Source organism: Pseudomonas sp. PI1, assembly GCF_000812405.1.
GTDB lineage: Bacteria > Pseudomonadota > Gammaproteobacteria > Pseudomonadales > Pseudomonadaceae > Pseudomonas > Pseudomonas citronellolis.
The window spans coordinates 147,863-165,925 of record NZ_JWMC01000045.1; the positions used below are offsets into that span (position 1 = coordinate 147,863).

The window sequence follows — 18,063 nt, forward strand, 5'->3', positions numbered from 1 at the left end:
CAGACGCTCGACGAAAGGTCACACCTGATGGACATGCAATCCCGTATCCGCCAGCTCTTCCATGCCAGCATCGAGACCAAGCAGCAGGCCACGGAAGTGCTGATTCCGCATATCGAACAGGCCAGCATGGTGATGGTCAATGCCCTGCTCAACGAAGGCAAGATCCTCAGTTGCGGCAACGGCGGCTCGGCGGGCGACGCCCAGCATTTCTCCTCGGAACTGCTCAACCGCTTCGAGCGCGAGCGCCCGAGCCTGCCCGCAGTGGCCCTGACCACCGACAGCTCGACCATCACCTCGATCGCCAACGACTACAGCTACAACGAGGTGTTCTCCAAGCAGATCCGCGCCCTCGGCCAGCCCGGCGACGTGCTGCTGGCGATTTCCACCAGCGGCAACTCGGCCAACGTCATCCAGGCCATCCAGGCCGCCCACGACCGCGAGATGGTGGTGGTGGCCCTGACCGGCCGCGACGGCGGCGGCATGGCCTCGCTGCTGCTGCCGGAGGACGTCGAAATCCGCGTGCCGGCCAAGGTGACCGCACGCATCCAGGAAGTGCACCTGCTGGTGATCCACTGCCTGTGCGACCTCATCGATCGTCAACTGTTCGGGAGTGAAGAATGAGTCGTAGTCCGCTGACCCTCGCCGGCCTCCTTGCCCTGACCCTGGTCATGGGCGGCTGCAGCAGCTTCCTCAGCGCCACCCGCGAGGAGCCCATCGACGACAACCGCGGCACCCGCACCATCGGCAGCACCATCGACGACTCGCTGATCGAGACCAAGGTCGCGGTCAACGTCGCCAAGGCCGATCCGGACCTGGACCGCAACTCGCACATCGTGGTCATCAGCTACAACGGCGTGGTCCTGCTGGCCGGCCAGACGCCGCGCGCCGACCTGAAGAACAAGGCCGAGCAGGCCGCGCGCAACGTGCAGAAGGTCAAGACCGTGCACAACGAGCTGCAGGTCCTGCAGCCCTCCTCGCTGCTGGCGCGCAACAACGACACCTGGCTGACCACCAAGATCAAGACGCAGATGCTCACCGACGCCAACGTACCGTCCTCGCGCATCAAGGTCGTCACCGAGAACGGCATCGTCTACATGCTGGGTCTGGTGACCCGCCGCGAAGGCGACCTGGCCACCCAGGTGGTGCAGAACGTCAATGGCGTACAGAAGATCGTGCGGCTGTTCGAGTACATCGACTGAGCGACTTCAGCCAGTTGAAAAAGCCCCGCCACGCGGGGCTTTTTTCTTGCTACCGCGACCGCTGTAGGGCGCATAACCGTTCGCGGTTATCCGCCGTCGGCCGTGCCACCGGGGCATCTACAGTCCAGCGGAAGGCATGGCGTCTTCCCTGTAGGAGCGAGCTTGCTCGCGAACGGGGTTTGTCGGTCGCGTAGGTGCTGGACTCAAGAGCACCCTCTCCCCAGCCCTCTCCCTGAAGGGAGAGGGGGCTGTCCTGAGTGGCTGGAGAGCTCGGAGTCTTCCTGAAACGCCTAACCCCACCCCGTCATTCCCGCGAACGCGAACCCTGGGTTCGCGAGCAAGCTCGCTCCTACGAAAAGCCAAAGCGCATTCGCTCTGGCTTTTGGACTTCCAGAGAAATACCCGAGCGCACCGGAACGCCCCTTCAGAAGGCCGAGCGAAACCCGCGCTCAGGAGGTCATGCGACATGGATGTCGCGAGAGCCCCGATGGGCTACAGGGACGTACGCTCGGGGGGGACGCCTAGTTCGGGCCTCCGTGGCGGGGGAATTCGCGAGGGTAGCCCGACTGTGTCGGGCCCGTATGTCGGGGCAAGCCTTTTTGGTTCCTTTTTGCGGGGGTGGCCTTCCACCGTTTGACAAAAGGGACTCGCCCGAGGGGGCGAAACAAGACGGTCGGGCAGACTCGGTGCGGCGCAGAAACACCCAAGCCAAGGCAACTGGGTTATTCCCCTTCAGTATTGTTCGCGGCAATGACGAGGTTAAGGCCGGAGTGGGGCAAGCTTCGCGAGCCAAGCCATAACCCCAAATGAAAAATACCGTTTCCCCCAGGCAGAGAAACGGCATCCCTTCTTAAGTGAACAGCATTACCGCCATGCGGGGCTTTTTCCTTGGCAGGAACGTAGGGCGAATAACCGTTCGCGGTTATCCGCCGTTGGCCGTGCCGCCGAGGTGTCCGGCGTGGCCGGCGAAACCAATCGCGGGCGGAGTCCGCTCCTACACCCGTGCTTCCCTGGAACCGTAGGAGCAACTGTCCTGCAGGCCGCGCCGAGGTGCGCCTCAACGGGTGGGTTGAGCCTGGGCGAAACCCATGCGGTCGTGGCGATGGGTATCGCTTCGCTCAACACCATCCTACGGGGCGTTGTGTTTGCCCGGACTCTGTCCGCAATTCGGCGGATAACCCGTAGACGTTGGCACACCGGAGAAATGCCACCTGGCGGCGAACCATCGCGACCGCGCGGGCATGAAAAAGGCGATCCTCGGATCGCCTTTTTTCCTACTTGACCACTTTCAGGCTGGGCCGCCCGCTGGGCCGTGGCGGCTCGTCGCTGGGGCCGTCGTCGTCCTGCAGTTCCTCGTCGTCCGCCGGCACCGGCGGCTCCAGGTCGAAGACCATGCCCTGGCCGTTTTCCCGCGCGTAGACCGCCATCACAGCCTGGGACGGGATGTACAGGCTCTGCGCCACGCCGCCGAAGCGCCCCTCGAAACTCACCGCCTCGTTGTCCATCTGCAGGTGGCGCACCGCCGTGGGCGACACATTGAGGACGATCTGGCCATCGCTGGCATATCCCGGCGGCACCCTGACCCCTGGATATTCGGCGTTCACCAGGATATGCGGCGTACAGCCGTTGTCGACGATCCACTCATAGAGGGCTCGTACGAGGTAGGGTCGACTGGAATTCATCATCGGTTTCCTTAGCGCATATCACGTTCGATGGAGGACAGACTAGCCTGGAAGCTGTCGCGGGCGAACTGCCGCTCCATGTAGTCGAGCAACGGCTTGGCCTGGCGCGGCAGCTCGATGCCGAGCAGCGGCAGGCGCCAGAGGATCGGCAGCAGGCAGCAGTCGACCAGGCTCAACTCCTCGCTGAGGAAGAAAGGCTTCTCGGCGAACAGCGGCGACACACCCGTTAGACTCTCACGCAACTCCTTGCGCGCCAAGGCGCGATCGCCATCCTTCTGACGATCGTCGAGGATGCGGTCGACCAGGGCGCACCAGTCGCGCTGGATGCGATGCACCAGCAGGCGGGTGTTGGCCCGCGCCACCGGGTACACCGGCATCAGTGGTGGGTGCGGATAGCGCTCCTCCAGGTACTCCATGATCACCGTCGACTCGTAGAGCACGAGGTCGCGGTCGACCAGGGTCGGCACGCTGGCGTAGGGGTTCACCTCGGCCAGCTTCGGCGGGCAGCGCCCGGCCTGGACCTCGACGATGTCGGCCTGGACGTTCTTTTCCGCCAGGACCAGACGCACACGATGGCAGTAGTGATCGGCAGGGTCGGAGTAACAGGTGAGCTTATTGACTGCGGCCATGCCGGGCCTCCTCGCAACAGCATTTCAGGGAGCTAAAAAGACGCGCGCGCCCCGTGGGGCGCGCGCGCTTCAACGCTTGGAACTGGCTTGTGCTTAGTGCACGTCCTTCCAGTATTCGCGCTTGAGCAGGTAGGCGAACACGAAGAAGAAGGCCAGGTACAGCAGGACGTAGGTGCCGATGCGGTGGGAATCCAGCTTGTTCGGGTCAGCCGAGTAAGCCAGGAAGGTCACCAGGTTCTTCACCTTCTCGTCGAACTGCGCTTCGGTCAGCTGGCCGGTCTTCGGCACCACGGTGAGCTGGTCGCAGGCCTCGTGGGTCAGCGGCGTACCGGTCAGCGGATCGAACTGCTTCTTGCCATTTTCCACGACCTGAATCTGCTTGCAACCGATAACCTGGCGGCCTTGCACGCTACCCAGCACGTTGGGCATGCCGACGTTGGGGAACACCTTGTTGTTCACCCCCCACGGGCGCTTGGGATCCTCGTAGAAGGAGCGCAGGTAGGTGTACAGCCAGTCGGTGCCACGCACGCGGGCCACCAGGGTCAGGTCCGGCGGCGCGGCGCCGAACCAGACCTTGGCGTCGGCCGGCTTCATGCCGATGTCCATGTGGTCGCCGATCTTCGCCCCGGTGAACACCAGGTGGCTGAGCATCAGCTCCTCGGGAATCCCGAGGTCACGGCCAACGCGCTCGTAGCGCTGGAACTTGGCGCTGTGGCAACCCATGCAGTAGTTGGCGAAGGTACGCGCGCCGTCCTGCATGGCTGCTTTGTCGGTCAGGTCGATGTCGACGTGATCGAGGGCCGGTCCATGGCCCTCGGCGGCGAAGCCGAAGAGGGGCACCAGGGCCAGAATCAATGCTGCGAATTGCTTTTTCATCAGCCAGTCACCCTTTCCGGAACCGGTTTGGTTTTCTCCATCCGGGTGTAGAACGGCATCAGGATGAAGAACGCGAAATACAGGATGGTGCACAGACGCGACAGCGTGGTGCCCAGCGGCGACGGCGCTTGCGAGCCGTAGTAGCCGAGGATCACGAAGGACACCGCGAAGATCACCAGCCAGATCTTGCTCAGCCAGCCCTTGTAGCGGATCGAGCGCACCGGGCTACGGTCGAGCCACGGCAAGACGAACAGCACGGCGATGGCGGCGCCCATGGCGATGACGCCCATCAGCTTGTCCGGAACCGCGCGCAGGATCGCGTAGAACGGGGTGAAGTACCACACCGGGGCGATGTGCTCGGGGGTCTTGAACTGGTTCGCCATCTCGAAGTTGGGCTTCTCGAGGAAGAACCCGCCCATTTCCGGGAAGAAGAAGATCACGGTGCAGAACACGAACAGGAAGACCACCACGCCGAGGATGTCCTTGACGGTGTAGTACGGGTGGAACGGGATGCCGTCCAGCGGGATGCCGTTCTCGTCCTTCTTCTTCTTGATGTCCACGCCGTCGGGGTTGTTCGAGCCGACTTCGTGCAGCGCCAGGATGTGCAGCACGACCAGGCCGAGCAGAACGATCGGCAGAGCGATCACGTGCAGGGCGAAGAAGCGGTTCAGGGTGATGCCGGAGATCAGGAAGTCACCGCGGATCCACTGCGCCAGCGCCTCGCCCACCACCGGGATGGCGCCGAACAGCGAGATGATCACCTGGGCGCCCCAGTAGGACATCTGGCCCCAGGGCAGCAGATAGCCCATGAAGGCCTCGGCCATCAGGGCGAGGTAGATCAGCATGCCGAACAGCCAGACCAGTTCGCGCGGCTTCTGGTAGGAGCCGTAGAGCAGGCCGCGGAACATGTGCAGGTAGACCACGATGAAGAACGCCGATGCACCGGTGGAGTGCATGTAGCGGATGATCCAGCCGTAGTCCACATCGCGCATGATGTATTCCACGGAGGCGAAGGCTTCTTCCGAGGACGGCGTGAAGCTCATGGTCAGCCAGATACCGGTGAGGATCTGGTTGACCAGCACCAGCAGTGCCAGGGAGCCGAAGAAGTACCAGAAGTTGAAGTTCTTCGGGGCGTAATACTTGCTCAGATGGTCTTCCCACATCTTGGTCGCGGGGAAGCGGGCATCGACCCAAGCCATGAACTTGTTCATCAGGCTTTCTCCTGGTCCACACCGATGGTCAGCACATCACCATCGAGGCTATAGGGCGGAATCGGCAGGTTCAGGGGCGCGGGCTGGCCCTTGTAGACGCGACCGGCCAGATCGTAGTGGGAGCCGTGGCAGGGGCAGAAGTAGCCACCCTTCCAGTCCGGGCCGAGGTCGGCGGGAGCGACTTCCGGGCGGAAGGTCGGCGAGCAGCCCAGGTGGGTGCAGATACCAACGATGACGGCGAGTTCCGGCTTGATGGAGCGCAGCTTGGGATCGACGTAGGTCGGCTGGTCGGAGGCCTTGGACTCCGGGTCGGCCAGCTGACTTTCGAGGGTCGGCAGGGCATCGAGCATTTCCTTGGTTCGGTGAACCAGGAACACCGGCTTGCCGCGCCATTCAGCGATGACCTGCTGTCCTGGCTCGATCTTGCCGACGTTCACCTTCACCGGCGCGCCGGCCGCCTTGGCCTTGGCACTGGGGAACCATGACCCCACGAACGGGACCGCAGCTCCGACAGCTCCCGCGGCGCCGACCACCGAAGTGGCCGCGACGAGGAAGCGACGCCGGCCTGCATTCACGCCGTCATTACTCATTCAGTCGTCTCCCATCAGCTTTAGCCCGTTATCTTCTCGGGCCTTAGAGTAAAAGTTGTGCCGCAGAAAAATTCGCCAAATGGTAAAGAAAAGCCCTGTACCTGACAAGGTAATTACCCCCGAGCAGGAAGCTGGAACCCTTGCGCCATGCGGCTCCCAGACCGTGCGACACCTTGCCGCATAAATTACCGGCCCCCTTAATCCTAGGCATAAAAAAACGCCCAGTCCTCTCGGCGCTGGGCGTTTTTTTCGAAGCGTCGTATTAACGCTTGGAGTACTGCGGACGCTTACGCGCTTTACGCAGACCGACTTTCTTACGCTCGACCTCACGGGCATCGCGGGTGACGTAGCCGGCTTTGCGCAGGGCGCTGCGCAGGGTCTCGTCGTATTCGATCAGGGCGCGGGTGATACCGTGACGGATCGCACCGGCCTGGCCGCTGACACCACCACCGACGACGGTGACGTAGATGTCGAACTTCTCGGTGTTCTCGGTCAGCTCGAGGGGCTGACGCACGACCATGCGAGCGGTTTCGCGGCCGAAGAACACGTCCAGGCTGCGGTTGTTGATGGAGATATTGCCGGTACCCGGACGCAGGAATACGCGTGCGGTAGCGGTCTTACGACGGCCAGTGCCGTAATTTTGAGTCGCCGACATGATGAGCTATCCCGTTAAATCTTCAGTTCTTGAGGCTGCTGAGCGGTGTGCGGGTGGTTGGCACCCTTGTACACTTTCAGCTTGCGGTACATGTCGCGACCCAGCGGGTTCTTCGGCAGCATGCCTTTGACCGCGATCTCGATGACGCGCTCGGGAGCCTTGGCAATCAGCTTCTCGAAGTTGATCGACTTGATACCGCCCGGGAAGCCCGAGTGATGGTAGTACATCTTGTCGGTGGCTTTGGCGCCGGTGACACGAACCTGCTCGGCGTTGATCACGACGATGTAGTCGCCGGTGTCAACGTGCGGGGTGTATTCCGGCTTGTGCTTGCCGCGCAGGCGGGTAGCGATTTCGGTAGCCAGACGACCCAGGGTCAGGCCAGCAGCGTCGACGACGAACCAGTCGCGCTTAACAGTTTCTGGTTTCGCGGTGAAAGTTTTCATTCGTTATAGCCTCAGGGGCCGCCTGAAAATAAGACGGCGAATCTTACTGGACAGTGGTTGCCTTGACAAGTCAAGGACAGCCAGAAACAGACACGATTTGGGGCTCGGGTCAGTGTGCGTCCGTAACGACTAGATGTATCAATCGGCAGGCTAGGCATCCCCTACCGATGAAAGGCTGCCGAATTATGCAGATTCCGGCAGAATTTACAACCTTGTTAACCACTTGATTTCACGAGGAGACGCCATGGAGTACCGCCCGCTCGGCCGCACCGAACTGAAAGTCAGCGCCCTGTGCCTGGGAACCATGACCTGGGGCGAGCAGAACACCGAGGCCCAGGCCTTCGCCCAGATCGACCTGGCCAAGGCCGCCGGCGTCAACTTCATCGACACCGCCGAGATGTACCCGGTGCCGCCGCGCGCGGAGACCTACTCGCGCACCGAGCAGATCATCGGCAACTGGTTCCGCCAGCGCGGCGACCGCGCCGACTGGATCCTGGCCAGCAAGGTGGCCGGCCCCGGCAACGGCATCAGCCACATCCGCGACGGCCAGCTCAAGCACGACCGCAAGAACCTGGTCGCGGCCCTGGACGCCAGCCTGAAGCGCCTGCAGACCGACTGGATCGACCTCTATCAGTTGCACTGGCCCGAGCGCAGCACCAACTTCTTCGGCCAGCTCGGCTACCAGCACAAGGAACAGGACTTCACCCCGCTGGAGGAAACCCTGGAAGTGCTCGACGAGCAGGTGCGCGCCGGCAAGATCCGCCACGTCGGCCTGTCCAACGAGACGCCCTGGGGCACCATGCGCTTCCTGCAGCTGGCCGAGGAGCGCGGCTGGCCGCGCGCGGTCTCCATCCAGAACCCCTACAACCTGCTCAACCGCAGCTTCGAAGTGGGCCTGGCGGAAATCGCCATCCGCGAGCGCTGCGGCCTGCTGGCCTACTCGCCGCTGGCCTTCGGCATGCTCTCGGGCAAGTACGACAACGGCGCGCGCCCGGCCAACGCCCGCATCACCCTGTTCAGCCGCTTCACCCGCTACACCAACCCGCAGAGCGAGCGCGCCTGCGCCCGCTACGTGGCCCTGGCCCGCGAGCACGGCCTGGACCCGGCGCAGATGGCCCTGGCCTTCGTCACCCGCCAGCCGTTCGTGACCAGCAACATCATCGGCGCGACCTCGCTGGAGCAGCTGGAAAGCAACCTCGCCAGCTTCCAGCTGCAACTCTCCGAGGAAGTCCTGGCCGGCATCGAGGCGATCCACAAGGACCAGCCGAACCCGGCGCCCTGAAAAAGCGGCGGCAGGCTACAAGCCATAGGCTGCAGGCAAGAGCCTGCCGCCTGTAGGAGCGACTGTCTTGCCGACTGCGCTCTTCGCAGGATGGGTTGAGCCTGCGAAACCCATGCGGTGGTGGCGATGGGTATCGCTTCGCTCAACCCATCCTACGGTGGCGTTTCTCCTGCACCTCGCAGGAGGGCCTTGCCGCTTACAGCGCCCGGGCGATGATTTCCTTCATGATCTCGTTGGTCCCCGCATAGATGCGCTGCACCCGCGCATCGGCCCAGGCGCGGGCCACCGGGTATTCCCACATGAAGCCGTAGCCGCCGTGCAACTGCACGCACTCGTCGAGCACCTTGCACTGCAGGTCGGTGGTCCAGTACTTGGCCATGGCCGCGGTGGGCACGTCGAGCTTGCCTTCCAGGTGCAACTCCAGGCAGCGGTCGACGAAGGTGCGCCCGATCTGGATCTCGGTGGCCATCTCGGCCAGCTTGAAGCGGGTGTTCTGGAAGTCCGCCACGGCCTTGCCGAAGGCCTTGCGGTCGCGGGTGTAGTCGAGCGTCCACTTCAGCGCCGCCTCGGCCGAGGCCAGGGCGCCCAGGGCCACGGTCAGGCGCTCCTGGGGCAGTTCCTGCATCAGGTAGATGAAGCCCTGCCCCGGCTGGCCGAGCAGCGCCTCCTTGGGCACGCGGACATCCTGGAAGAACAGCTCCGAGGTGTCCTGGGCCTTCATGCCGACCTTCTCCAGGCGCTTGCCCTTCTCGAATCCCGGGGTGCCGGCCTCGACCAGGAACAGGCTGGTGCCCTTGGCGCCGGCCTTGGGATCGGTCTTGGCGACCACTATCACCAGGTCGGCGAGGAAGCCGTTGGTGATGAAGGTCTTGGAGCCGTTGATCACGTACTCGTCGCCATCCAGCACCGCGGTGGTCTTCACCCCCTGCAGGTCGGAGCCGGCGCCCGGCTCGGTCATGGCGATGGCGCCGACCATCTCGCCGGAAACCAGCTTGGGCAGGTAGTGCTGCTTCTGCGCCTCGCTGCCGTAATGCAGGATGTAGGGCGCGACTATGTCCGAGTGCAGGGAGAAGCCGATGCCGGTCAGGCCGAAACGGCCGATCTCCTCGATCACCACGGCGCTGTAGAGGAAGTCCGCGGCCATGCCGCCGTAGGCCTCGGGGATGTGCGAGCAGAGCATCCCCGCCTCCCCCGCCTTGTTCCACAGGGCGCGGTCGATGTGACCGTCCTTTTCCCACTGGTGATGGAAGGGCACGGCTTCCTGCTCGAGGAACTTGCGCACGCTGTCGCGGAAAAGCTCGTGGTCGGAACTGAACAGGGTTCTGGGGATCATGCTCGCCTCCTGGCGCCTCGCTGGAGGGCCGAATGTAGGTCAGCCCGCCGAGCGGCGCCTACTGGACACTTGCGCCAAAAAATAAGACGATCCAGCCGCCATTTGACCGGTTAGGCGTCGAATGCAGCCCTCCACAACAATGATAAGAACGATGTCCGAACAATCCGAATCTTCCCTGAAAAGGGTCTGCATCCTGGCGACCGACGGTGTCTTCGCCTCCACCCTCATGCAGGCGCGGGACTTCCTGCACATGGCCAGCCTGCGCTTCGGCAGGCAGGAAGGCCTGGGCCTCACGCCGCTGCTGCAAAGCCGCATCGTCAGCCCCGACGGCCAGCCGGTGCGCGCCTTCAGCGGCGACCTGCTGGCGGTGGACGGCGCCCTCGAGGAATCCGACCTGGTGATACTGCCGGCCTTCTGGGGCGACTTCGACCAGCTCCTGGCGCGCTACCCGCAGGTGGTGCCCTGGCTGCGCGAACGCCATGCCGCCGGCAGCGCCATCGGCAGCGAGGCCACCGGGGTGTTCTGGCTGGCCGAGGCCGGCCTGCTGGACGGCAAGGAGGCAACCACCTACTGGCGCTTCTTCGACGACTTCGCCGCGCGCTACCCCAAGGTGCTGCTCAACCGCGAGAAGCACATCACCGACGCCGACAATCTCTACGCCGCCAGCGGCGTGACCTCGGCCCGCGACCTCTACCTGTACCTGATCGAGCGCTTCTGCGGCGCCAGCGTGGCCCAGGGCGTGTCCCGCGACATCCTCTTCGAGGTGCAGCGCAGCTACACCCCCGGGCGCCTGGGCTTCGGCGGCCAGAAGCTGCACCACGACCCGGCCATCCTGCAGGTCCAGCAGTGGCTGGAGGAGCACTACGCGGACAAGTTCCGCTTCGAGGACGTGGCCCGCGAGCACGGCATGAGCATCCGCAACTTCATGCGCCGCTTCCAGGCCGCCACCGGCGACAAGCCGCTGCACTACCTGCAGCGCCTGCGCATCGAGACGGCGCGCAGCCTGCTGTCGACCTCGCGCAAGAGCATCAAGACCATCAGCTACGAGGTGGGTTACGACGACGCCAGCTTCTTCGCCCGGCTGTTCCGCCAGCACACCAAGCTGTCGCCCAACCACTACCGCAACCAGTACCGGCGGAAAGAGGCCTGAAACACGCTATCCATAGGATAGGTCCCGTGCCTGCGGGCAGCTCCCTATGATCGGGGCTGCCCTTCCAGAACAAGAACACGGGATTCCCTCATGCGCCGCCTACTGCTCGTCCTGCTCGCCTGCTTCTGCCTGCCCACCTTCGCCGCGGGCGACTGGAAACCCTTCCCCTACGACCAGAGCGCCTTCGACTACTCCGGCGACAAGCTGCGCAGCGCCTGGCCACGGCTGACCCGCGGCTTCGGCGGCTACCCCTTCCCCGACGCCGCCTGGGTGACGACGATGGCCGCCACCCACCCGGACGCGGTGGCGAAGACCGTCGCCGCCGGCAGCGGCTTCAGCGGCAAGCCCGAGGAAGCCCAGGCCTATGCCGAGAAGCTGCAGGACGTCTGGCGCAAGCTGTTCCGCGGCGACTTCGCCCAGGCAAAACAGGACGGCCTGGCCCTGGGCGTCGGCGGCCAGGTGCCGGCGATGTTCGCCCAGGTGCTCTACGCCATGTTCCTCGCCCCGGCGGCGGACAAGCAGCAGTTGCTGGAAGAGGTGATCAGCTATACCGACCAGGCCGGCCCGCTGCTCAACGCCGACCCCATCGCCCAGTTCGGCCGCGCCTACGCCAAGGCCAGGCTCGCCGAGGAACTGCCGGTGCCGGTGGTGCTCAAGCGCGGCTACACCAGTGACATTCCCAGGGAACTGGACGCCATCCTCGCCAGGCAGCCCGGCCAGCCCTTCGCCCTGGCGCTGTACGGCGGCTACGAGGCCGGGGTGATCCGCAAGGTCGGCAAGCTGGTCGGGCGCATGACCTACGGCGTCAGCGCGGACAAGATGGAGACCTACTTCGCCCGTTCCTTCCGCGCCAGCGACGACCTGCCCATCGGGCACTACGAATATGCCAACGCGCTGGGCTACGTGTATGGCGATGACGAACAGGACAAGGCGCTGGAACAGTTGAGGAAAGCGGTGGCGATCAAGCCGATCAATGCCATGGAGGCGCTGGAAGTGGCGCATGCGAAGCAGTTGTTGCAGAAGGCGGAGGCGCAGACGGCGCAGCGCTGAACGCTTTTCGTAGAGCCAGAAACGAAAAAGGGCTGCCATCCGGCAGCCCTTTTCGCATCAGCACGACCCCATCAAGGCCGATGCGGCCGGCTGAGGAACTCGTGGGACTGCATCTCCAGCAGGCGGCTCAGGGTGCGCTGGAACTCGAACTCCAGGCGCCCGCCGGTATACAGGTCCTTCAGCTCCACCTCGGCGGAGATGATCAGCTTGACGTTGCGGTCGTAGAACTCGTCCACCAGGTTGATGAAGCGGCGGGCCATGTCGTCCTTGGCCACGTTCATCTGCTCGACGTTGGAGATCAGCACCGCGTGGAAGATCTTCGCCAGCTCGATGTAGTCGTTCTGGCTGCGCGGGCCGTCGCACAGCTCGCGGTACTCGAACCAGGCCACGTCGTCGCAGGTCAGGCGCGCGCGGATCTCGCGGTTCTCGATCATCAGCACGTCGTCGCGGGTGGCCGCGGCGCATTCCGGGGTGAGCTTGCGGAAGTCGCGGGCCATGGCCTGCTCGGCCTGCTCGGTGAGCGGCCAGTGATACAGCTCGGCCTGTTCCAGGGCGCGCAGGCGGTAGTCCACGCCGCTGTCGACGTTGACCACCTCGGTGTGCTCCTTGAGCAGGGCGATGGCCGGCAGGAAGCGGGCGCGCTGCAGGCCGTCGCGGTACAGGCCGTCGGGCACGATGTTGGAGGTCGCCACCAGGCTGACGCCGTTCTTGAACAGTTCCTCCAGCAGGGTCGCGAGGATCATGGCGTCGGTGATGTCGGAGACGAAGAATTCGTCGAAGCAGATCACCCGGGCCTCGTCGGCGAAGCGCTTGCCGATGATGGTCAGCGGGTTCTTCTCGCCCTTGAGGGTCTTCATTTCTTCGTGCACGCGCTTCATGAAGCGGTGGAAGTGCGTGCGCATCTTCTGCTTGAACGGCAGCGCGTCGAAGAAGGTGTCCACCAGGTAGGTCTTGCCGCGTCCCACGCCGCCCCAGAAGTACAGGCCCTTGACCGGCCCGTTGGACTTCTTGCCGAGCAGCTTGCCGAACAGCCCGGGCTTGGCCTGGTCGGCCGCCAGCAGGTCGTCATATAGACGCTGCAGGTGCTTCACGGCATTGGCCTGGGCCGCATCGTGGAAGAAATCGGGACGTTTGAGGTCTTCCTGGTAGCGCTGAAGGGGCGTCATGATCGGTAGCAAGGCAACGAAAACGGGGCCGACACTTTAGCGACGGCCCCGCTTCTTGGCAATCGGCCATCCGTCGAGGATGGCCGTGTGCGGGCTTACTCCTGGGGCGCCAGGGCCTCGCGCACGCGCTCGATGGCGGCGTCGCGGCTGGCTGCGTCGGCGAACTCGGGGCTCTGCGCCACGGCCGCTCCATCCAGCCACAGGGCGAAGGCATTGCCTTCGACGCGCAGGTCCAGCGCCTCGCCGCCCTGCAGGCGCTTGCTCACCGCACCGGCGGACTTGCCGTCGGCGAAGGCGCTGGACAGCAGCAGCTGCTCGCCGGCGGCGTCCAGCAGGCGGAAGCGGAAGCTGCCGTCGTCCTCGCGGAAGCTGACGATGCGCGCGCTCTTGGCGGCCTTCTTCTTGCCCTCGCCGGCCACCTGCACCTGCTCGCGGAAGGAGCGCAGACCAACTGCTTCGCGCAGCTCGCCGAGGAATGGGGTGGCGATGCGGCGGGCCTTGGCGGCGCCGGCCAGGAGGATGTCCTCCAGGTCGCCCGGGCGGGTGATCAGCGTGTGGTAGCGCTCGCGGGCCTCGCCCAGCTCGGCTTCCAGCAGCTCGTAGAGGCGCTGCTTGGCCTCGCCCCAGGCCAGGCCTTCGAGCAGCGCGGCGCGGAATTCGGCCAGCTGCGCCGGCGTGGCGAAGGCCTGGTAGAGGGTGAACAGGTGCGAATTGTCCGGGTCCTTCGGCTCGCCGGGGGCGCGGGAGTCGGTGACGATGCGGGCGATGGCGTCCTTGAGCTGCTTGCTGCTGCCGAACAGCGGAATGGTGTTGTCGTAGCTCTTGGACATCTTGCGCCCGTCCAGGCCCGGCAGGGTCGCCACTTCTTCCTCGATCACCACTTCCGGCAGGGTGAACAGCTCCTTGCCGTTGCCGAACAGGTGGTTGAAGCGCTGGCCGATGTCGCGGGCCATTTCCACGTGTTGGATCTGGTCGCGGCCGACCGGCACCTTGTGCGCGTTGAACATCAGGATGTCCGCGGCCATCAGGATCGGGTAGCTGTACAGGCCCATGCTGACGCCGGCGTCCGGGTCTTCCCCGGCCTCGACGTTCTTGTCCACCGAGGCCTTGTAGGCGTGGGCGCGGTTGAGCAGGCCCTTGGCCGTGACGCAGGTCAGCAGCCAGGTCAGCTCGGGGATTTCGGGAATGTCGGACTGGCGGTAGAAGGTCGCCTTGTCGGTATCCAGGCCCAGGGCCAGCCAGGTGGCGGCGATCTCCAGGCGCGAGCGCTGGATGCGTAGCGGGTCGTCGCACTTGATCAGCGCGTGGTAGTCGGCCAGGAAGTAGAACGAGTCGGCCTGCGGGTCGCGGCTGGCGACGATCGCCGGGCGGATGGCGCCAGCGTAGTTGCCCAGGTGCGGGGTGCCGGTGGTGGTGATGCCGGTGAGGATGCGGGTCGTCATGGGATACCAGAAATCAGCGCGGGAAAAATGAGCGGCCTGGATGTTAACCCGCGGCGCCGGCCGGCGCGAGCCGGGGCTGCAGCAGGTCCTTGAGCTCGATCAGCTTGCCGTGGAAGAAGTGGCTGCACCCGGGTACGCGCAGCAGTTCGTGGGGCAACGCCAGCGACTCGCTCCAGGCGTAGACGCGGGCCGGGGTCACCACTTCGTCATCTTCGGGCTGTACCACGGTGATGGGGCACTGCCGCGGCAGCTCGACCGCGAAGCGCTCCACCGGCGGCGCCAGCATGAACAGGTGACGCAGGGCCACGCCCTGCCCTTCCAGGCGCGCCGCGGCATTGCCGGCCACGCAGGAGCCGAAGGAGAAGCCCATCAGGGTCAGCGGCAGGCCGGGATGTTGCTCGCCGAGCCAGCGGGCCACGGCCAAGGCGTCGTCGATTTCGCCACGGCCTTCGGCGTAGCTGCCGGCGCTCTGGCCGACGCCACGGAAGTTGAAACGCAGGGTGGCGTAGCCGGCGTCACGGGCGATGCGCTGCAGGGTGGCGACCACCTTGTTCTGCATGGTGCCGGCGAACAGCGGGTGCGGATGGCAGATCAGCGCCACGCCGATGGCGTCGGGGGTGTCCAGGTGCAGGGCTTCCAGGGGGCCATCCGGGCCGTCGATGAACAGGGGGATTTCGCGGGTGGACAAACAACAACTCCGTGACCCCGAAGCGGGTCGTCTCGTCTAGCTCGATACCGCGCAGACACCGAGGCCTCGCCCCGTGGTATACAGCGCAGGTGCAAGCCGCTAACGTAAAGCAAAGCCGTCTATAGAGGAAGGATTCGCGTGGAACAGTCCCTCACCACCTGGTTGGTCCCGGTCATCGCTCTGCTCGTCGGGGCCGCTGTCGGCTTCCTGATCGCCCGCCTGCTGCCCAGCGCCGCACCCAACCGCATGCAACGCCAGGTCGATGACCTGCAGGAACGCTTCGACAGTTACCAGCGCGAGGTGGTGACGCACTTCAACACCACCGCCAGCCTGGTGAAGAAGCTCACTCAGAGCTACCAGGACGTCCAGGAACACCTGTCCGAGAGCGCCGAGCGCCTGGCCCTGGACGAGCAGACCAAGCAGCGCCTGCTGGCCGCCCTGCACGCAGAGGACGGCTACCCCGAACGCCGCGAGCGCCTGACCCCGCCGGCCAGCCAGGAAGCGCCGAAGGACTACGCGCCGAAGAGCGGCGAAGGCCCCGGCACCCTGGACGAGACCTACGGCCTCAAGCGCAAGCTCTGAGCCCGCAGCGCCCGCAGAAAAGCCCCGCCATGACGGGGCTTTTTCATTTCAGAAGCGACCTACAGGCACTGGCGACGAGCATCCCCTGTAGGAGCGGACTCCGTCCGCGATAGTCAGCCCTCCACTCGGAGGCTGATTCATGGACAGAGCACAGCGAGCGGACTTTGTCCGCGATGATCGAAGATGTCGGCGCGGATCACGGATGAAGTCCTACGCCGCCCCCACCATGCACCCCATCTACGCATTTAGACTGTAAGGCTTTGATTTTTAAACACTAAAAATGGCGCTCGCTGCAATCGATGCCCAACAATGTCAGACGATTTCCGACGGTTCCCCGCAAAAGTCCCTGAGCGAGCCACGAGCCAGGGGAGGCGCAATGTGTGGTCAATGGACAGTCAAGAGAAGTGCAATTGCGCATCTGAAGAACCGTTTCAGCCAATCATCCCCAGAACAGAGAAAGCGGAACGGCCGTCAGTTGCTGGTCGAAACGCACCACCTGCTCCCCCGTGTAGAAAACGATTCCTCGCTTGAACTGCCGAGGGGTCGTATCACGCAGGTGACGCAGGCCTTTGAAGTCCTTCGCACTGATCGTGGTAGCCGCCTTGACCTCTACCCCGACCAGATCACCCCGCCGGTTCTCCAGGACAAAGTCGACCTCCATCCCCGTGGAAGTTCGATAGTGCATCAATGTCGTGCGTATCTCCGCCCATGCCTGATGCTTGGCCAGCTCCGCATATACAAAGGCCTCCACTAGGTCACCCGGCAAACCGAGCGAAGCTGATACGCCGGATTTGCTCACCCCCAGCAGGTGAGCCATCAGCCCATAGTCCGTCACGAATAGCTTGGGGGACTTCTGCAGGCGTTTGCCCAGATTGGAGGACCAGGCCGGAACCTGGCGAATCAGGAAAAGTGTTTCCAGCAGCGTCAGGTAGCGCTTCAAAGTCGTCTGCGGAATACCTGTGGCGCGGGACAGCTCAGCAGCGTTGAGCAGGCCACCACTACGCGCGGCCAGCAACTGCATCAACCGGGGCAGCTCCGTCAGCCCCTCGATCTGGGCCAGATCACGAACGTCACGCAACAGGATGGTGCTCAGGTAGTTGTCGAACCAGGCTTCGCGCCGGCGCTCGCTCGTACGCGATAATGCCTCCGGATAGCCCCCAGCCATCAGCCGCCCGATGAAGTCATCGCGTTGATAGGCACAGCGATCCGGGAACTCTCCGTCGAACAGCCTATCGATCATGCTGATTGGCCGGCCGGCAATTTCACTCTGCGCCAGCGGCCAGAGCGTCAGCACCTCCATACGCCCGGCCAGAGAATCGGCAATCTGGGGCAGTAGCAGGACGTTGGCCGATCCGGTCAGTAGGAAACGGCCGGGCGTACGATCCTTGTCCACCTCGGCCTTTATGGCCAGAAAAATCCCGGAAGCTCGCTGCACTTCATCCAGGCAGACCGCCCCTTCGAGCGCCCCGATGAAGCCGAACGGGTCGGCTTGAGCAGCCGCCAGCACAGCCGGATCGTCAAAGGTGAAATAGCGGACATCCTGCTCCAGAGTTCGAACCAGGGTGCTCTTGCCTGTCTGGCGGGCGCCATTGATCAGAACGACCGGAGAGTCATCCAAAGCTTCAAGCGTGTACTGGCGGATTTTGCGTGGGTACATTGTGTAAATTCATCCATCAACCGGGTGAAATTACACCATTAACCTGGATGCTTTCCAGTCCCCGACCCCGCCTACCCTCGGCAAATGGCCATCGGCTTACTACTCACGCACTCGTAGCCAAACCAGTACACGACCTTCGGATACCAAATATCGTCTTAGCAGGGCGTCCTACAGAGAGGCCAGGCAAACCAGGGAGCGCAACATCCTACCTTTCGCACCCCTTGTAGGAGCGCGCCCTGCGCGCGAATCGCGGACGGAGTCCGCTCCTACAGCTCACCGTGAGGCGTGGCGTTCCGGCCCCCACCGAGCACCAAAGAAAAAGCCCCGCCTAGCAGGCTGTGTGAAAACCCGAGCGGCTCTTCGAAGAGTGCGTTCCTACGTGAAATCTGAAAAGGCTTGGCTATTCAGCCAACCCAGAATCCGCGTAG

General features: G+C 64.1%; 18 protein-coding genes. 6 read left to right on the forward strand and 12 right to left on the reverse strand.

The window, feature by feature from the left end; genetic code table 11:
• Positions 1-27: 27 nt before the first annotated feature.
• Together RN02_RS15590 and RN02_RS15595 are read left to right on the forward strand one after the other, a co-directional pair.
• Positions 28-621, forward strand: coding sequence for a phosphoheptose isomerase (locus tag RN02_RS15590; RefSeq protein ID WP_009617899.1), 594 nt, complete (start codon positions 28-30; stop codon positions 619-621).
• Positions 618-1,199, forward strand: coding sequence for a BON domain-containing protein (locus RN02_RS15595; protein ID WP_009617898.1), 582 nt, complete (start codon positions 618-620; stop codon positions 1,197-1,199). The genes RN02_RS15590 and RN02_RS15595 overlap by 4 nt, the downstream gene beginning before the upstream one ends.
• A gap of 1,274 nt (positions 1,200-2,473) precedes the next feature.
• On the opposite strand, the gene RN02_RS15600 is transcribed toward RN02_RS15595, so the two are convergent.
• The 7 genes from RN02_RS15600 to rplM form a co-directional block, all read right to left on the reverse strand.
• Entirely contained in the window at positions 2,474-2,881 is a 408-nt protein-coding gene (locus RN02_RS15600; protein WP_043315205.1) for a ClpXP protease specificity-enhancing factor, read from the reverse strand.
• Positions 2,882-2,892: 11 nt separating this feature from the next.
• Positions 2,893-3,510 carry a glutathione S-transferase N-terminal domain-containing protein gene (locus RN02_RS15605; RefSeq protein ID WP_009617896.1) on the reverse strand — a complete coding sequence of 206 codons (618 nt, stop codon included), beginning with the start codon at positions 3,508-3,510 and terminating at the stop codon, positions 2,893-2,895.
• Between the two features lie 93 nt (positions 3,511-3,603).
• The gene (locus RN02_RS15610) at positions 3,604-4,386 is read right to left on the reverse strand and encodes a cytochrome c1 (RefSeq protein ID WP_009617891.1); all 783 of its coding nucleotides are present in this window, start codon (positions 4,384-4,386) and stop codon (positions 3,604-3,606) included.
• Positions 4,386-5,597: a cytochrome b gene (locus RN02_RS15615; protein WP_009617889.1), complete on the reverse strand. Its 1,212-nt coding sequence runs from the start codon at positions 5,595-5,597 to the stop codon at positions 4,386-4,388. Before RN02_RS15615 ends, RN02_RS15610 begins: the two co-directional genes overlap by 1 nt.
• On the reverse strand, positions 5,597-6,187 hold the full coding sequence (petA, locus tag RN02_RS15620; RefSeq protein ID WP_043315207.1) for a ubiquinol-cytochrome c reductase iron-sulfur subunit: 591 nt from the start codon (positions 6,185-6,187) through the stop codon (positions 5,597-5,599). The genes RN02_RS15615 and petA overlap by 1 nt, the downstream gene beginning before the upstream one ends.
• 262 nt (positions 6,188-6,449) lie before the next feature.
• Positions 6,450-6,842: a 30S ribosomal protein S9 gene (rpsI, locus tag RN02_RS15625; RefSeq protein WP_009617885.1), complete on the reverse strand. Its 393-nt coding sequence runs from the start codon at positions 6,840-6,842 to the stop codon at positions 6,450-6,452.
• A 14-nt stretch (positions 6,843-6,856) separates the two neighbouring features.
• Positions 6,857-7,285, reverse strand: coding sequence for a 50S ribosomal protein L13 (gene rplM / locus RN02_RS15630; RefSeq protein WP_009617884.1), 429 nt, complete (start codon positions 7,283-7,285; stop codon positions 6,857-6,859).
• Positions 7,286-7,529: 244 nt separating this feature from the next.
• Between rplM and RN02_RS15635 the strand changes: the two genes are divergently transcribed.
• The gene (locus tag RN02_RS15635; RefSeq protein ID WP_043272366.1) at positions 7,530-8,567 is read left to right on the forward strand and encodes an NADP(H)-dependent aldo-keto reductase; all 1,038 of its coding nucleotides are present in this window, start codon (positions 7,530-7,532) and stop codon (positions 8,565-8,567) included.
• Positions 8,568-8,763: 196 nt separating this feature from the next.
• Here RN02_RS15635 and RN02_RS15640 read toward each other — a convergent pair whose 3' ends face one another.
• The gene (locus RN02_RS15640) at positions 8,764-9,900 is read right to left on the reverse strand and encodes an acyl-CoA dehydrogenase family protein (protein WP_009617873.1); all 1,137 of its coding nucleotides are present in this window, start codon (positions 9,898-9,900) and stop codon (positions 8,764-8,766) included.
• A 250-nt stretch (positions 9,901-10,150) separates the two neighbouring features.
• On the opposite strand from RN02_RS15640, the gene RN02_RS15645 reads away from it, so the two are divergent.
• Together RN02_RS15645 and RN02_RS15650 are read left to right on the forward strand one after the other, a co-directional pair.
• On the forward strand, positions 10,151-11,050 hold the full coding sequence (locus RN02_RS15645) for a GlxA family transcriptional regulator (protein WP_161788523.1): 900 nt from the start codon (positions 10,151-10,153) through the stop codon (positions 11,048-11,050).
• 90 nt (positions 11,051-11,140) lie between these two features.
• The gene (locus tag RN02_RS15650; RefSeq protein WP_043315208.1) at positions 11,141-12,100 is read left to right on the forward strand and encodes a hypothetical protein; all 960 of its coding nucleotides are present in this window, start codon (positions 11,141-11,143) and stop codon (positions 12,098-12,100) included.
• A 71-nt stretch (positions 12,101-12,171) separates the two neighbouring features.
• Here RN02_RS15650 and zapE read toward each other — a convergent pair whose 3' ends face one another.
• From zapE to RN02_RS15665, 3 genes are all read right to left on the reverse strand, one after another.
• Positions 12,172-13,266: a cell division protein ZapE gene (gene zapE, locus RN02_RS15655; protein WP_043272363.1), complete on the reverse strand. Its 1,095-nt coding sequence runs from the start codon at positions 13,264-13,266 to the stop codon at positions 12,172-12,174.
• A 95-nt stretch (positions 13,267-13,361) separates the two neighbouring features.
• Positions 13,362-14,708: a tryptophan--tRNA ligase gene (locus RN02_RS15660; protein WP_043315210.1), complete on the reverse strand. Its 1,347-nt coding sequence runs from the start codon at positions 14,706-14,708 to the stop codon at positions 13,362-13,364.
• 43 nt (positions 14,709-14,751) lie between these two features.
• Positions 14,752-15,396: an alpha/beta hydrolase gene (locus RN02_RS15665; RefSeq protein WP_043315212.1), complete on the reverse strand. Its 645-nt coding sequence runs from the start codon at positions 15,394-15,396 to the stop codon at positions 14,752-14,754.
• Positions 15,397-15,534: 138 nt separating this feature from the next.
• On the opposite strand from RN02_RS15665, the gene RN02_RS15670 reads away from it, so the two are divergent.
• Positions 15,535-15,978 (forward strand): YhcB family protein, encoded by a 444-nt coding sequence (locus RN02_RS15670; protein WP_009617861.1) that lies wholly within the window; start codon positions 15,535-15,537, stop codon positions 15,976-15,978.
• Between the two features lie 439 nt (positions 15,979-16,417).
• Here the strand turns inward: RN02_RS15670 and RN02_RS15675 are convergent, their stop codons facing one another.
• Positions 16,418-17,635 carry an ATP-binding protein gene (locus tag RN02_RS15675; RefSeq protein WP_052267750.1) on the reverse strand — a complete coding sequence of 406 codons (1,218 nt, stop codon included), beginning with the start codon at positions 17,633-17,635 and terminating at the stop codon, positions 16,418-16,420.
• Between the last annotated feature and the right edge of the window lie 428 nt (positions 17,636-18,063).